This window comes from Rhodohalobacter sp. 8-1 (assembly GCF_038150125.1).
In the GTDB taxonomy this organism is placed as follows: Bacteria; Bacteroidota; Rhodothermia; order Balneolales; family Balneolaceae; genus SW132.
On the sequence record NZ_JBBVMF010000006.1, the window covers coordinates 227,199 to 242,222 of the forward strand.

At 46.0% G+C, this 15,024-nt stretch carries 12 protein-coding genes and 1 pseudogene; 6 read left to right on the top strand and 7 right to left on the bottom strand.

Features of this window, described 5'->3' with window-relative positions:
* Nucleotides 1–355: 355 nt before the first annotated feature.
* From AABW11_RS08300 to AABW11_RS20110, 4 genes and pseudogenes are all read right to left on the bottom strand, one after another.
* A complete protein-coding gene (locus tag AABW11_RS08300) occupies nt 356–952 on the bottom strand; it encodes a choice-of-anchor V domain-containing protein (RefSeq protein WP_340104502.1) in 597 nt (198 codons plus the stop codon).
* An 84-nt stretch (nt 953–1,036) separates the two neighbouring features.
* Nucleotides 1,037–2,062, bottom strand: a complete 1,026-nt coding sequence (locus tag AABW11_RS08305; RefSeq protein ID WP_340104504.1) for a Vgb family protein — start codon at nt 2,060–2,062, stop codon at nt 1,037–1,039.
* A gap of 122 nt (nt 2,063–2,184) precedes the next feature.
* Nucleotides 2,185–3,171, bottom strand: coding sequence for an aldo/keto reductase (locus AABW11_RS08310; RefSeq protein WP_340104506.1), 987 nt, complete (start codon nt 3,169–3,171; stop codon nt 2,185–2,187).
* Nucleotides 3,172–3,294: 123 nt separating this feature from the next.
* Nucleotides 3,295–3,453: pseudogene (locus tag AABW11_RS20110) on the bottom strand (RES family NAD+ phosphorylase); the annotation flags it as partial.
* 566 nt (nt 3,454–4,019) lie between these two features.
* Here AABW11_RS20110 and AABW11_RS08315 point away from each other — a divergent pair.
* From AABW11_RS08315 to AABW11_RS08330, 4 genes are all read left to right on the top strand, one after another.
* On the top strand, nt 4,020–5,180 hold the full coding sequence (locus tag AABW11_RS08315; protein ID WP_340104508.1) for a histidine kinase dimerization/phosphoacceptor domain -containing protein: 1,161 nt from the start codon (nt 4,020–4,022) through the stop codon (nt 5,178–5,180).
* Between the two features lie 134 nt (nt 5,181–5,314).
* A complete protein-coding gene (locus AABW11_RS08320) occupies nt 5,315–6,076 on the top strand; it encodes a GNAT family N-acetyltransferase (RefSeq protein WP_340104510.1) in 762 nt (253 codons plus the stop codon).
* A gap of 230 nt (nt 6,077–6,306) precedes the next feature.
* Nucleotides 6,307–7,098, top strand: a complete 792-nt coding sequence (locus AABW11_RS08325; protein ID WP_340104512.1) for a lysophospholipid acyltransferase family protein — start codon at nt 6,307–6,309, stop codon at nt 7,096–7,098.
* 200 nt (nt 7,099–7,298) lie between these two features.
* Entirely contained in the window at nt 7,299–8,387 is a 1,089-nt protein-coding gene (locus AABW11_RS08330) for a hypothetical protein (RefSeq protein WP_340104514.1), read from the top strand.
* Here the strand turns inward: AABW11_RS08330 and AABW11_RS08335 are convergent.
* Together AABW11_RS08335 and AABW11_RS08340 are read right to left on the bottom strand one after the other, a co-directional pair.
* A complete protein-coding gene (locus AABW11_RS08335) occupies nt 8,384–9,412 on the bottom strand; it encodes a TIGR00341 family protein (protein WP_340104516.1) in 1,029 nt (342 codons plus the stop codon). The genes AABW11_RS08330 and AABW11_RS08335 overlap by 4 nt on opposite strands.
* Before the next feature lie 85 nt (nt 9,413–9,497).
* Nucleotides 9,498–10,208 carry a hypothetical protein gene (locus AABW11_RS08340; RefSeq protein WP_340104518.1) on the bottom strand — a complete coding sequence of 237 codons (711 nt, stop codon included), beginning with the start codon at nt 10,206–10,208 and terminating at the stop codon, nt 9,498–9,500.
* A 228-nt stretch (nt 10,209–10,436) separates the two neighbouring features.
* Here AABW11_RS08340 and AABW11_RS08345 point away from each other — a divergent pair, with 228 nt between their 5' ends.
* Both AABW11_RS08345 and AABW11_RS08350 read left to right on the top strand, forming a co-directional pair.
* Nucleotides 10,437–11,390 (top strand): cation diffusion facilitator family transporter, encoded by a 954-nt coding sequence (locus tag AABW11_RS08345; RefSeq protein ID WP_340104520.1) that lies wholly within the window; start codon nt 10,437–10,439, stop codon nt 11,388–11,390.
* 111 nt (nt 11,391–11,501) lie between these two features.
* A complete protein-coding gene (locus AABW11_RS08350) occupies nt 11,502–13,424 on the top strand; it encodes a DEAD/DEAH box helicase (protein WP_340104522.1) in 1,923 nt (640 codons plus the stop codon).
* 254 nt (nt 13,425–13,678) lie between these two features.
* Here the strand turns inward: AABW11_RS08350 and AABW11_RS08355 are convergent, their stop codons facing one another.
* Nucleotides 13,679–14,893, bottom strand: coding sequence for an alanine dehydrogenase (locus AABW11_RS08355; protein WP_340104524.1), 1,215 nt, complete (start codon nt 14,891–14,893; stop codon nt 13,679–13,681).
* Nucleotides 14,894–15,024: the final 131 nt, after the last annotated feature.

Below are 15,024 nucleotides of genomic sequence, written 5' to 3' on the forward strand. Positions count from 1 at the left end.
AGGCTTGAAGTATGGTGCGGGAGGAATATGCCTGAACGTTACGGGGATTGTTCAATTCGAACGTTTTATTCGCGCAGCTTTCTTATGCCACCCGGCTGGACCATGATAATGATAATTATGGTAAGAGCCAGGCCGGTCACAAGTCCTGCATAGTAATTCATGCGGTTTGTACCATCGATATAAGTGGTTAAGAGAGCAATCGCGATGCAAATTAGACTCTCATAAAAGAACTATTTGCTCCAGTTCATAGTGTCTCCAGTGTGTGTTTTAGAATAGGCCCTGTAATGTTGATGTAGTGAGAGGTTGAAATCTAGTACAAAATCGAACTCAAATATTGAGGTAAGACAAGTCCGGTTTATGTACCGGCTGGTTTAAGAGTTATTTTTTTAGCATAAATCCAGTCACCGAATGACGAATCATCATAATTTCCGGCATTGGCAGCCACATTGATGATCACGGATTCGCCAGTTTCGGGGGCGAGCCAGGTAAACGACCAGCTCACTTCACGTTCACCGGTGGGCTCAGTCCCTTCCTCCGAATGCTGAATATATTGAACATCACCGCTGATCTCCGGCGTAAACCTCAGGCGATCGCCATCCCACTCAAATGATCCTGCCTGGGAACCGTCTTCATGTCTCGCCGTCATTTGGAATCCTCCGATCTCAAGCTGTTCACTCCGAACTGTCACGATGATATCCACTTCCGAACCGGGTTCATACTCTTCATTAAGTCCGTCGACCGATAAACTTCCACTTTCCATATTTAAATCATAGTCGAAATGGCAGCTGCGGCAGGTTTCTTCACCAAAGCCACCTGTAAAGGCTCCATCAAGATGGTTCGGGTTAATGGAGCCGATCGTATGATTCGCAGACGTTTTCTTCTCTGCTGAGATTGAGACACCCACAATGAACGGAAGCAAAATCAAGAACAGGAGCGAATAATAGATTTTCATGACATCATGGACAAAAGTTGTGTACAACCTGGATCAGCCCTCAAGCAAATAGTAGCAGAGCGCTGACATTTACGGTATCAGGAGCTAATTAACCATGATACGGCCAATATGGCCGGTGTCTGTTCCAAACCAAAGTGCATTTGTACGTACTGCGAAATCCATATGCCGGATAGAACCATCGCCTGAAGGGATCTCCCGAGAGGCCACAAATGTTTTAGTTTCTGTATCGAAAGCGGTCATAATGCTTGGGTCAGGTCCGCTTAATCCCAGCCAGATTCTATCTTTATGGTCTGCCAGAACTGCATACGGCCGTGATCCCTCTCCTTGCGGAATATCCCACTCTTCAACGGAGCCATCTTCAGGGTTATATCGGCCTATTTTGCCCATGGCGTAATCGCCATACCAAATATTTCCGTCGGTCGTGACGTCAAGCCGGCGCGGACGCGTTTCTTCCCGCGGTAGTTCAATTTCTGTGAGTTCCATTGTTTCAGGGTCGACGGTTGCTAACTTGTTTGTGCCAAAGAGTGCAACCCAGGGAGTAACCTGGTCAGGAGCCATGCGAATTCCGTACGGACGGGCACGCTCAGTTGGGACGGAGATGACGTGGGTTTCGCCGGTGTCTGTATTAAAATGGCCTACGCCGTTGCCGCCCTGAGCAGTAAACCACAGATTCCCATTCTTGTCGATGGCAAAGGTGTGAGGATCCCTGGCATGCTCATCTTCCATCATATACTTTGTAATTTCACCGGTTTCGGGGTCCAATTTCCCAATATGACGCGCTCTGTTTCCTGTATACCACACGGTACCGCCTTCAGCCACAACCACAGTATGAGGGCCGGCGCCATCTTCAAGCGGATACTCCCTGAACTCTTCAGTTATTGGGTTGAAATTTCCAATGTAGTCGGAGCGCTGACCGGCAAAATAGACGGTTCCGTTTGGTGCAACATAGGGGTCCCGGGAGCGGGAATCATCAAACGGTACATTCCATTCCTCCATCGAAACGATAACATCGTTTGAAGCAGTGTCTGTTGTGCCAATGGTGTTGATATCGACGATTGTACCAAGCCCGACAATAATGCCGGTAACTATTAAAGAAATTAATGTCTTCATAAGTCTCTCAATAGGTTTAATTTAAGTTCATACTGAACTATTTAATTAATTTATAATCCGATGAAAAGCAATAACTAACAGCGGATTGAAATTGTTAAAAGATTTATGATGACCGCCAGTTTTTACCAGCGCTGATGGACAAAAGGCTTAATATCCGATTCGTATATTTTATCAATTATGTCCATCGTTTCCTGCGAGACATCACCAATCTCTGATGCCTGCAGGTTGGATTCCACGTGCTCAACGGAAGACGCACCCGGAATCACGCAGCTTACCTCATCACGCATCAGCACCCAGCGAAGAGCCAGGTGAACTAAATTAGTGTCGTCAGGGAGCTTGTTTTTTAGTCGTTCAACAGCTTCGACACCTTTTTCAAACGGAATTCCCGCAAAAGTTTCACCCACATCAAAAAAGTCACCTTCGCGGTTAAAGTTGCGATGATCTTTTTCGCCGAATGATTCATCTTTTGAAAACTTGCCTGTCAGCAATCCGCTGGCCAGCGGAACCCGGACTATAATTCCCACATTTTTATCTTTTGCCATGGGAAAGAGTTTTTCATGCGGACGCTGGCGAAACATGTTGTAAATAACCTGAATGGAGGTCACATTTTCGTACTCCAGGGCCTTGATTCCTTCCTCTACTTTTTCAATACTGACTCCCAGGTTTAGAATTTTCCCCTCATCCTTAAGCTTTTCAAATTCCCCAAATATCTCCGGGCGGTAGTAAACCTGTGTGGGAGGACAGTGCAGCTGAATCAGGTCTATCGTGTCCACATCAAGCCGGCGGAGAGAATCTTCTACGTAAACACGCAGTGTTTCGGGCGTATAGTTTTCGCTTATGTGCGGATTGATCTGGCGCCCGCACTTTGTTGCCACATAAATTCGATTATCGGCTCTTTTAATCGCCTTGCCCACAGCGGTTTCACTTTCCGTGCCTTTATACACATCGGCCGTATCGATAAAGTTAACGCCGCCTTCAATAGCGGTGTCCAGCGTTTCTGCAGCCAGTTTCTCGTCAAAATCAGTCCCCCATTTGCCGCCAAGCTGCCAAGTGCCGAGCGATATTTCCGAAATGTCGAATCCTGTTTTTCCTAATGTTCTGTAATTCATAATTGAGTCAGTAAATTTAAAAGAGTGAGAAATTTTGCGAGCTGGTTGAGATGATCTATTTCTTAAACAGAGTTTATGGGTAAATGGATTCCATCATCGAGGGTTTACCACGATAATTTGGAGTCAAAAAGTAAACCTACGAACCTCTTCGATAACAATCTCATCTGATTGGGTATGTAAAGGATTCAAAAGGATATTCCATTCTGACGATATAATTGCCGATGATACTTTCAGCGCCGGATATTGTCCCGCTTCACACCATTCTGCGCCAATATCTTTTAGGGCAGATGGGGCCGGGAACTCATTCCATCTGTCCGAAAGCTACGAGGTCACTATGGGTAATATGGGATTACATTTAACTATCCGGGACTCAACCACTACCACCATAAAACAAGGCGGATGCTACACAAATGGTTAAACAGGCGTGGAGGCACCCCGCGGTGGAGTTGGGACAGATACACCGGAGAGCTCCTAAAACAACATCCCTTAGAACAGCCACGGATTGTACACCAATACTTTTAGCGAAACCACAAACAGAGGAACCGTATGCGGGAAATCTGCTCGTACGGGTCTGTGGGGGAGCGGGGAGGTAACGAACCGCTCTACCCGGAACCAGTATGCTCTTGTTAAAGATATCTAAAAGCTGCCTGGGCGACATGTTTAAGTTATAATCTTCTAATGTTTGAAGTAATATTATGCTATATTCGGTTTTCGCCGATAATAAATTCGTTGAATGAAGCTGCTAAGAATCATGAAGCAGGCTGCAGTTTCGTTGAAACGTATTCATCATGTGCCGGACGGCGCATAACATCCGGTCTTTTTACTCTTTACAGACCAATTCAGTATTTATGAATAATCATCTGAACGACTCTTATCACAAGGAGAAGCTTGATCTGCTCTTGGAGCTAATTGGGCAAATTAACTCAGACCTTGAGCTCAACAAGGTGTTGCTGAGTATTATTCACGCAGCAAAAATTATTACAGACAGTGAAGCCTGCTCTGTCTTTTTGATTGATGATGTGACCGATGAACTGATTTTAAGCATCCCGACGGGTCCGGCCGGTGATTCCGTATCGGGCAAGCGGTTTCCAATGGGTGAAGGAATCGCCGGATGGGTTGCCGAAAATGCCGAATCACAAATCGTTAATGATGTGAGCCTCGACGACCGGTTCAGGGGAGATTTTAATCCTGAGATTTTTCAAACACGTAACATTCTCTGCGCACCGCTTCTGAATCAGTCAAAAAAGGTGATTGGTGTGTTGCAGGCTATCAACAAAAAAGACGGTTTAGGCTATAATGAAGGCGAAATACCCTTATTCAGTGCGCTGGCAAATCAGGCGGCCAATGCCATTACCAACGCCCGGCTTCATGAAGAGCGAACAGCTCTGCTTAGCGAGATCCATCACCGCGTGAAAAACAACATGGCCGTTGTTTCGAGCCTGATACAGATGCAGGCAATGGTAGAGCAGGATAAAGGAGTACAAAGCAAACTGCTTGTAAACGTTGCAAGAATTTCAAGTATGGCTACCGTTCATGAATACTTGTATCGGTCGGATAGTTTTTCACGACTTAATTTTGCCGATAACATTAAGAAAGTGGTCGCGGGTACGTTAAGTAGCTTTAGCTCATCGGAACGGGTAGATACGTCGTTTGATTGTGATGTAGTTGAGTTGAATATAAACCAATCTATACCGTGCTCACTTATTGTAAATGAGGTGGTTGTTTACCTGCTGAAATATGGGTTCATTGGTCCGGATACTGGACATTTTAATTTAAGACTGTGGAGCGGACCTGATGACATCATTCATCTGAATATTGAGCACAGCGGTTCATCCATACGCAAACAGATTGAAAGTGCAAATAATCCCGAAGCCGGGTTCCATCTCATCGAGGTTCTCTCGAAACAACTACACGCAGATTACAGCTACAACGGAGAAGTCGCACCGTATACCTTTTCACTTTCATTTGCTAAATCTGATCGAAAAGGCGCAGGAAATAGTTCGTTTTAATATTGAAGAGAAAATTAAATTCAGGCTGAGTTTAAACAATTACGGTAAACCAATTTATTTTGCTAAAAGTCTGTTTCTTTAAGTATTTTCGATAGTCTTATTTAAACGTACTTATCACTAAATAGAAGAATGATTTGATTGCAGAAGCACAAATCCTGCCGGATATATCGGACCGGACATACACCATTGAAATTGCGAAAACGGAAGAAGAGGTACAACAGGCACTAGAACTGAGATACCGAATTTTTTACAAAGAGCTTGATCGAAAGTTTAACGACAGCCGCACCATAGACCGGGACGAGTTTGACGAACAATGCCATCACTTGGTTGTAAAGAAAAATAGTGATCAGTCTATCGTGGGCACCTATCGGCTCCAAACCTACGAACTAGCCAAGCAGGGAAGAGGGTTTTATACTGACAAATACTACAAGCTTGATTCAATTCCGCACGATATTCAGGCACTAGGTTTTGAGGTTGGGAGAGCATGCATCGACAAGAATCACCGCAACGGCCGGGTACTGTTTCTTCTCTGGAAGGGATTTGCCGGCTACCTGACGCACTTCAACAAGAAATACCTGTTTGGAACCCTCGGCATTGAAGAACCCGACCGGAAAGTAGCATATGCGATGTACCACAAGCTTGAAGTGGATGGCTATATTGATGAGGATGTAAGAGCTGTGACCCGGGATAAATACAAGCTCGAGCCTTGCGCTGTGGATCCAAACAGTGAAAAATCAGCTCTGGATGAATCACCTCTTCTGAAAAACTACATGGATATTGGATGTAAGGTGTGCAGTGCTCCGGCTTATATTGATGAGCTGGAAATGCTTCACGTTATGGTCTTGCTGAATGTTGAAAAAATATCTCCGAAAGTCAGAAAGATGTTTTTCAGCTAAAAATAAGATCCACGCTGCCGAAAAAGTGATAACGGCTGTTCCTTAACCTTCGTTGCGAAAAAAGATTCAGATTACAAAGAGCAAGCTCCTTATTGCCGAATCTGGCATCACTGCAATGAATTGACAAGAAACGGATCATAGCTTCTTCTTAAGATCATTTCTGGCTATTATTATATGACGCTGAACCACTTAGGGCTTTAGGTAACTTTGCAATTTAATTGTGCTGAATAATGTCAACTCTACGAGCAGTAATCAGGCTTTTTTTACTGACAGTTTATACGCTTACAACGTTTGGAATTTATCTGTTGGGGTACTTTTTTGTCAGGCTGTTTAATGCCAGATATGAACCCTGGAGAAATCTTTTTATGCGAACCTGGGCCCGGGGTGTGGCATTTATTTTTAACGTACAGGTTGAGGCTGTCGGCGAACCGCCTGAGGCTCCGTTTTTTATTGTGGCCAATCATATGAGTTATCTCGACATTGTTCCCTTGTATCTTAACCTGCGATGTACATTTGTGGCCAAAAAAGAGGTTCGGAGCTGGCCGGTAGTTGGATTTATGGTAAAAGCTGTCGGCGTAATTTTTATCGACCGTAAAAAGCGAAAGGACGTTAAGCGGGTAAATAAGCTTCTGAGCAATTCACTGAATGAATACCAAGGTATGATCGTATTTCCTGAAGGAACCTCATCAGCAGGAAAAGAAGTGCTGCCCTTTCATGCATCACTGCTTCAACTTCCTGCTACGGCTAACCTCCCGGTTCATTACTGTTCTCTCTATTATGAGACTGGTGTGGGCGACCCGCCCGCGGATGACAGCGTTTGTTTTTATGGCGCCCGTGAATCATTCCTCCAACATATCTGGAAGTTTGCAAAGACACACTCTGTATTTTGTGAGATAAGTTTTGGAAAATCACCAGTTCAGTCTACTGACCGAAAAGAACTCGCGGAGACCCTTCATCAGAGAATTGAAGGTATTTTCCGTCCAACAACCGAGCCGGAAACTGAAACAATAAAATCAACATGATATCGCGGGTAATTCTTCTATTGATGGACTACTAACTGAGGGTGCCGGCTTATCTGTAGGTCTAACAAATCTAAATTAATTGAGAAATCAGCGATTTGAGGTATGTCTAATCAATTAAACCGATTGGCTTCACAAGTCTGTTATGTTCATTATCTTATAGAGAGATAAGGCACAATACGTTACAGAAATAAATACATACGATGAACCGTCGCGTAATACGATTATTTATCTTCGGATTGGCACTATTATCACTTCCGGCTGTTAGCTTTGGCCAGCAATCGCTCAGTGAAATCGGCTTTAGCGGCCAGTTTTTCTTTTCCTACGAGCATGATGTCTACGAAGATGGCTATACCAATGAATTCACAATCAAACGTGGGTATATTACATTCAGGAAAGATCTTAGCGACCGGTTTGAAATACGGTTTACCCAAGATATCACTATCGATGAGCAGGGAGATGGGTTGGGTGATATTGAGCTTCGCCTGAAATATGCACTGGTCAAATATTCAATGGACGATATTGGACTATTTACCTCTCCCAATATCGAAGCCGGTGTGGTGCATCGTCCCTGGACAAACTTTGAGCAAGACGTAAACGATTATCGTTCTCAAAAATCAATGTTCCTAGATCAAAATGATATTCTGTCATCCGCGGATTATGGGCTGCAATTTGCAGCTGCACTCGGCCCGGAACTTGATGAAGATAAACAACGCGGCCTGGAATCCAATCCCGGGCGGTATGGAAGCTTTGCTATCGGCCTTTATAACGGAGGCGGATATTCTGATCTTGAATTTAATAATAATAAGCTTGTTGAAGCTTCGCTGAGCCTGCGCCCATTTCCTGATCAGCTGCCCGGCATTCAGGCATCACTGCTGGGGGCATACGGTAAGGGTAATATTCCGGAAAGCCCGGACTTTAATCTTATCGGATCAGCCTTGACCTACGAATCTATTCGGGCAAATTTGGTTCTTCAGGGGTTTCGCGGAACAGGCGATGGCTCTGGCAGGTTTATTAATCCCCGTACGTTTGAAGCGTACGACCTTGAGGGATGGAGTACATTTGCTGAACTACAGCCGTTTGAATTTCCTGTAAAAATCACCCTTCGGTATGATGAACTTTATAACAGGGACCTCAATCGATTATCTGTGCAGCAATGGGTTGCCGGTGTTGCCTATGTTTTTTCAAACCGCTCAAAGATCTTGCTTGATGTAAGCCGGCGTAATGTGAATTCAACTTTTAACACGGAAGAGTTTACGCGATTTGAGGTGGTGACCGAGGTTCGGTTTTAGGCGAAGTAGATAATGAATGCCAGCAGAACTACAAGCGATATCCAGATGGAAAGCGCGATGCGATTATACTTTTTTGCTTTTTGTGATTCATACCATCGCCTGGGCCGAACGCCCTGTAGAATAAAAGTGGCAATCCCGGCAAGATTTACGCATATGATGTTCGTGAATAGCAATAATATAGAGTAGTAGGCAAGCTCCCACTGCATATCCCCCAGAAGGAGTCCGGCCACAACCAATGGAGGGAGCAGCGCTACAGCAACCATCACGCCGATAACTGCTGTAGACATTCCCATAGTATAGGCAAGAACGCCGGCCGCTCCCGACGCAAGCGCCAAAGCGATATCGGACAAGTGCACTTCAGTCCGGCTGGCTATATGATAGAGTTCTGAGTCTACAACCATCCCCACTCCAAAAGCCACCGAAATAGCTAATGCAGCAAAGAGACCGGTGGCATTTGTTTTGATGGATTCAAGTCCAAGGTCCCAGTCAGCCAGTGTTGTTGAGAGCGCAAGCCCAACATTTGGTCCCAGCAGCGGGGCAATCACCATTGCACCGATCACAACAGCGGTATTATCCCGCAAGATACCCAGTGCAGCTACAATAGTCGATAGCATAACAAGCGCCATGTAGACACGGTTTAGGGATACCGCATCCGAAATATCTGTGTAGAGTTCCTCACGGCTTACTCTAATGTCTTTGATCTCATCTTCTTCATCGTCATCAGCAGGCTGAGACTCTGCCGTTTGTTGTTCTTCCTCTTCCTCTTCTTCATCTTGTTCAATCCGCGGAAGTGTCGCTTCAACGCTGACCATAACCAGCCGGAATCCTTCGCTGTTGTTAAACTTTTTTTCCGCTTTATCCAGGAACTTTTCGGTATTTACAGCGTCAACGAGAACCTTTAAAATATGCCCGGATTGTTCGGAATGATCGCTCCAGTAATGTATGACATTTTCATCATCCAGAAGGTCACGGCAGGACGATTCCTTGTCATCGGGGACGATAATTTCAATTTTGCGCAGCGGCATAGGATCAGGTCAGGTTCTGCTGATGAAACATCAGTCATGCAAAAATCTGTCCGGCACTAAATGTGCCAATATGTTACGTCTCGAATTACCAGACGCGGGTCGGTTTAAAGGCAATCCCAATATTAAGTCCCGGATAGTCTACTTCACTTTTAAAGCTGTCACCGTAAGTTATATCAATATTTAATACGTCCTGAACAACATCAAACCTTACACCCGCCTGAAATGACGGTGATTCAAAATCGGTGGTAAATACTTCAGATAGAATAGAGAAGCGGTCAGTTAAACCAAAATCTGCACGAAGACCCGTGAAAAATCCATATTCTAAATCTCCGTCGATATTGTCGCGCCCGTCGAAACCAATATTAAGGTGGACTAGGGAGGTTCGGTCGAGCACATATTTGGTGAACGGAAGATAGGTATACACCCGGTCTACGCGTCCGTCGGTATCAAAAAATATCGCTCCGGTCCAGCCATAGGAGTAGCCGTCGAAAGAAAGGTCGGTGGGAACATATTTCAACTCACCAAACAGCTGAGAGATGCTGCCATCATCACCTGTGTTAAAGATGATCCCCGGCGTGATGTCCCACAGATGACTTAGCGAAATAGAAGGTTGTATCCACGATTGCTCAGTACCATACCAGGCTTCAATCTGCATCTGTCTGTCAACAAGAACGGTAGCGTCATCAACAACCATTTGCTGAGCGTTGGCGGTGTTACTGAACGACCAAAAATTTGCTGTCAGGCTACATATTAGAACTAACAAAATCTTGCCAATAGCGGCTGCACTAAATCTCATACTATCTGTTATTTATATATTTATTAACTACAGGTACTGGTTGATTGATAAACGCGAACTGTAGTTGAAAATTTGACTGCTCGTAAGATCTTATAATTGTTGCACAGAATACAATTTAATTGATGGATATTTGAAAAATAGATAAACAGATTAACTGATACTTGTGATATTACTTTTTACAGAGAATCTTTCTTATGACATTGGATACATGCAGTTTATCTTTAGGTAATGAAAAATAAGAATCGTTCAACTGACCATTCCCCGGTTCGGGCAGCATTATTAATAAGCCTTGGGGCGTCCTGCATATCGCTGGCACTGAAAGTTGCAGCATATGTTCTCACCAGTTCAACAGCGGCTCTCTCAGATGCGGCAGAATCGGTGGTTCACCTGTTTGCCGTACTCTTCGTGGTGTACGGATATTACCTGAGCCGTAAACCGGCTGATGAAGATCACCATTACGGGCATGAACGGGTTGAGTTTTTCTCTGTAGGGGCAGAGGGCGCCATTATTGTGATAGCCGGCCTCACTATTATTTACAATGCGTTTGAGAGCGCAATTCTCGGAATTGAGATAGTAAATATCGGCACTGGTATGATATTGATGGGCGCGGCGGCTCTGGTAAATCTCGTTGTCGGATTGTATGTCACCCGAGTAGGCCGGCGTGAAAACAGCATGATTACAGTAAGCAACGGCAAACATACACTTACTGATGTATGGACCAGCGGCGGGGTTCTGCTCGCGCTTGCGCTTATTGAACTAACGGGATGGCTGTTTCTCGATATTGTCGTGAGCCTCCTCATTGCGGGTTACATTATTCGGGAGGCTTACACTCTGCTGCGCTATTCTGTTCGCGGGCTGATGGATACCCGTAACCCGGATGTGGACAGGGCGCTGAAAAGTGTACTGGCAGATGAGCCTTCATCCCGTATAAAAGGGTGGCATCATTTAAGACACAGAACCTCCGGCGGAACAACATGGGTTGAACTACACCTGGTATTTGAGGACGACATCAGCCTTGAGGCGGCCCACGATCATGCTACCCGACTCGAACGTAAATTGATTGACGCTCTGAAGACCGATGCAGTTGTTACAATTCACCTGGAGCCGGATGAGGCTCATGATGAGTCTCACAAAGTTCTCAAAGGCGCAAACCGGGGCGTGGACCTCGATGACTTTGCATGACTATATTTTTTTTGTGAAAAGTCGAATCTGCGTTGCCAATCCCTTAATTTTGGTTGATGTTATCATCAATACTTTCTCATAACTCTTCGGGAGAGATTTCACATAAAACCTATGCAAGATATCCAAAAACTGTTAGATAAAGCCATTCGCGCACTGGATGCCGAGATTAAGGCGGTTCGGGAAAAACCATCCAGCGATGTGCTATTCAACGGCACGAAATGTAAAGCCCAGCCCGAAGACGGAGTTGATTACCAGTTTGAATCGCACCAGCAGTCGATCCGGTTTGCAGAAGAGATCCGGGCACTGATTGATGAAAAAGAGCTTACTATTCATCCCATAGCCTACGAAAACCAAGAGGTGATACTGAGGTTTCCCGACGATCAGGGACCCGATATTTCAGAGATGCATGTAGAGTGGGAAAATGATTTCATCCTGAAAAAAACACTTGAGGAGATCGAGCGAATCGACTCTGAAGATGAAGCAATCCGCAAGCGGGTAGAAAACCTGTTCAATCCGCCGGAGGGATCGCTGGCTGATGGGGATCCTGTCGCTGAAGACGGCCACAGAAATGAGGCCCAGAAAGATGCTATCAAAAAGGCAGTCACGAATCGGACGGTGTTTATCTGGGGGCCGCCCGGAACCGGGAAAACAGCTACGCTCGGATATATTATTGCCAACTACCTGGACCAGGGGAAGTCTGTTTTATTCGCATCCAACACGAACCGCGCCGTAGACGTGGGATTGCTGAGCACGCTTCATGCACTAAAAACGGTAGGCCGTGATATTCCTCAGAACAGACTTACGCGGTTTGGTGAAGTGGCTCTGTCAGATTCTGCTCTTGAAGAATATGTTTTTGATCACCAGATGGAGCAGGTTGTTCAGCAAAAAAAGGAGACAGCCGGCGAGTGGATCTCCCTGCTGGAACGCAGAGAAGCCGCGCTCAAAAAGGTTGAAAAGCGCCTTCGTGATGGCAAGCAGCCAACAAACAACCAAGAGCTGGAGCTCAAGCTGATCGATCAGAAAATTGAGGATCTTGGCGGGCGCGATGAGCTGGAGGCAAAAATTGAGGCGCAATCGTCGGTAAACGAGCGCTCAGAGCTGCGAAAGAAACAGTTGGTGGCCACGACTTTGGCAAAAGTGTGTACGTCCGACCTGTTTTTTGACCTGGAGTTTGATGCTGTTATTGTTGATGAAGGATCGATGGCCTCGCTTCCCTATCTGATGGTTTTGGCATCGTTGAGCAAATGGCATATGGTTGTGGTGGGCGACCCCATGCAGCTGCCGCCAATTTCTATAACAACGGATCGTGAAGCACGCGATTTTCTTGAGAAGGATATCTTCACGACCGTTTCCGGCGCAGAAACAACTGGTGACCTGTTTGCCTGGCATGACGAGCATCCGTCCTACACGGCCTTTTTTGATACTCAATACCGCCTTGAGGAGTCTTTGGCCGATGTGATCAGTGCTGTGTTCTACGAAGGACGGCTAAAGACCGATAAGCCACCTGAAACTCTTGGGCTGAGTGGCAACAACCGCGCATTTCACCTGGTGGATACATCAAAATACAATCCATACCTGGAGCAAAAATCAGGCGAGCGTGGATTTAAACCAGTCAACCTGGTACACCAGGAGGTTGTGGAGCGGCTCATACAAAAGCTCGCAGGCCGCGGCGTGTTGATGCAGCAGGTCGGTGTTATTGTACCTTTCCGAAGCGCTGTGTACGATCTTCGCAACAGGCTTTATGATGCAGGCATTCGCGATGTGGAAGTAGGCACGATTCATACCTTCCAGGGCCGCGAGAAAGACTACATTATTTTTGATACGGTAATGAGCGGCGAAAAGCAGCGCGGGTCACTTCGCCATTATTCCGTTCGGCCGCTTGATGAGGATAAAAACGGCCTGAGCGTTCCGCGCTTGCTCAACGTAGCATTTTCAAGAAGTAAAAAAGAGCTGGTGGTTATCGCCGATATGAATCACGTGGACAGAATATACGGAGGAAAGTTTTTGGGGAAACTTCTGGAGAAAATCAGATAGATAGGAGATGAAAGATTTGAGATTACAGGTGATTTAACGAAATGACCTGGCAGAGTCGCCGGCGCTTTTCCGGGGTCCTGCAAGAGTCAGGTGAATCGCCTCTCATCTTTTAATCTTTAATCTAACCAAGACCCTGGCAGGACCTGCTCCGCCTGAGCCGGCGGATTCGGACTCTTCCAGGTCCCTGCATTATCGTCCACTGAATCCATCTTTTATCCTTTATCTGTCATCTATCATCCATTATCTAAAATCTCTCATATCTGCGATGCAATCAGCATTTCGATCTCCCGGTAGGGAATATCGAATAGGCTAGCGAGGGATTTCTTGGTGAGATGTTTTTTGTAGATGTAGGTTCCGTTTCGGAGTGCAGAATTCCCCCAAAGACATTCTTGTATTGTGGAAGCATCGCCCAGTTCAAGGAGGTAGGGAACCAGCACGTTGCTTAGTGCGTGAGTTGCAGTTCGGGCTACGTTTGATGGTATGTTCGGCACACAGTAATGAACTACATCATATTGTGTGAAGACCGGATTTGAGTGGGTCGTGGCTTCACTGGTGGCAATGCATCCGCCCTGGTCAATGACCGCATCAACAATGACACTGCCGGGTTTCATCAGCTGCACCATCTCCTCGGTGACCCAGCACGGGGCGCGTTCACCTTCGGTAAGTGCCGCGCCAATGACAACATCCGCAAACCCCATCGCTTTTGTGAGATAGTGATGATTGGCCGTGGCGGTGACGATTCGCCGGTCGAGCGCGTTTTCAAGCCGGCGCAGTGCTGCCAGGTTGTTATCCATCACAAATACCTGGGCCCCGTAGCCGAGGGCGGTCCGGGCAGCATATTCACCTGTGATGCCTGCACCCAAAATAACCACGGTAGCCGGCGGTACACCGGAAATTCCGCCCAGCATAATTCCCTGGCCATCACTACTGTTTTCAAGGTAGTGCGTGGCGATTTGAACGGCCATCGACCCTGTAATTTCATGCATCATCCTTACAATTGGAAACTCGCCGTCCTGTCCCTTGATGAACTCGTAGCCAATAGCGCAGACGCCTTTCTCTATCAGCGTTTTCAGGAATTCGTACTTGGTATGCCCCAGGTGCAATGCCGATACAAGTATCTGGTTGGGCTGCATCCACTCTTGCTCGGCATAGGTTGGGGGGGCCACTTTTACGATCAGCTCCGATTCGTTGAACAACTCTTCGGCGCTATAAGAAATTTCGGCGCCGGCTTCAGAATACTCCTGATCAGAGAAATGACCATCTATTCCGGCATTTTTTTCGATGGAGACTTCATGCCCGTTTGCCACAAGTGTAGACACTCCCTCGGGTGTTAAAGAAACCCGGCGTTCATCATTCGATATCTCTTTAGGAAGTCCTATCTTTAGAGATCGGCTGGATGACGATTTCATCAGGCTTTTTTCAAGCGTTTGAATCCCGATCTGTTCTGTGTCGAGTGGGTTAAGTTCCATGCGATAGTAATAGTATAGGTCTGAGTTATAATACAGTATAGTTAATCATAATAAATCTACATAAAATGGGCTGATCTGCAAGCGCAGATCTTAAAAATAGGAGATTCAGCTGTAAGTTTTAACCGCTTCCG

What these genes read in the sequence shown, in the direction of transcription:
- AABW11_RS08325 (WP_340104512.1), top strand. Translation starts at nt 6,307, where the DNA reads ATGTCAACTCTACGAGCAGTAATCAGGCTTTTTTTACTGACAGTTTAT.
- AABW11_RS08300 (WP_340104502.1), bottom strand. Translation starts at nt 952, where the DNA reads ATGAAAATCTATTATTCGCTCCTGTTCTTGATTTTGCTTCCGTTCATT.
- AABW11_RS08305 (WP_340104504.1), bottom strand. Translation starts at nt 2,062, where the DNA reads ATGAAGACATTAATTTCTTTAATAGTTACCGGCATTATTGTCGGGCTT.
- AABW11_RS08330 (WP_340104514.1), top strand. Translation starts at nt 7,299, where the DNA reads ATGAACCGTCGCGTAATACGATTATTTATCTTCGGATTGGCACTATTA.
- AABW11_RS08350 (WP_340104522.1), top strand. Translation starts at nt 11,502, where the DNA reads ATGCAAGATATCCAAAAACTGTTAGATAAAGCCATTCGCGCACTGGAT.
- AABW11_RS08335 (WP_340104516.1), bottom strand. Translation starts at nt 9,412, where the DNA reads ATGCCGCTGCGCAAAATTGAAATTATCGTCCCCGATGACAAGGAATCG.
- AABW11_RS08310 (WP_340104506.1), bottom strand. Translation starts at nt 3,171, where the DNA reads ATGAATTACAGAACATTAGGAAAAACAGGATTCGACATTTCGGAAATA.
- AABW11_RS08340 (WP_340104518.1), bottom strand. Translation starts at nt 10,208, where the DNA reads ATGAGATTTAGTGCAGCCGCTATTGGCAAGATTTTGTTAGTTCTAATA.
- AABW11_RS08355 (WP_340104524.1), bottom strand. Translation starts at nt 14,893, where the DNA reads ATGGAACTTAACCCACTCGACACAGAACAGATCGGGATTCAAACGCTT.
- AABW11_RS08315 (WP_340104508.1), top strand. Translation starts at nt 4,020, where the DNA reads ATGAATAATCATCTGAACGACTCTTATCACAAGGAGAAGCTTGATCTG.
- AABW11_RS08345 (WP_340104520.1), top strand. Translation starts at nt 10,437, where the DNA reads ATGAAAAATAAGAATCGTTCAACTGACCATTCCCCGGTTCGGGCAGCA.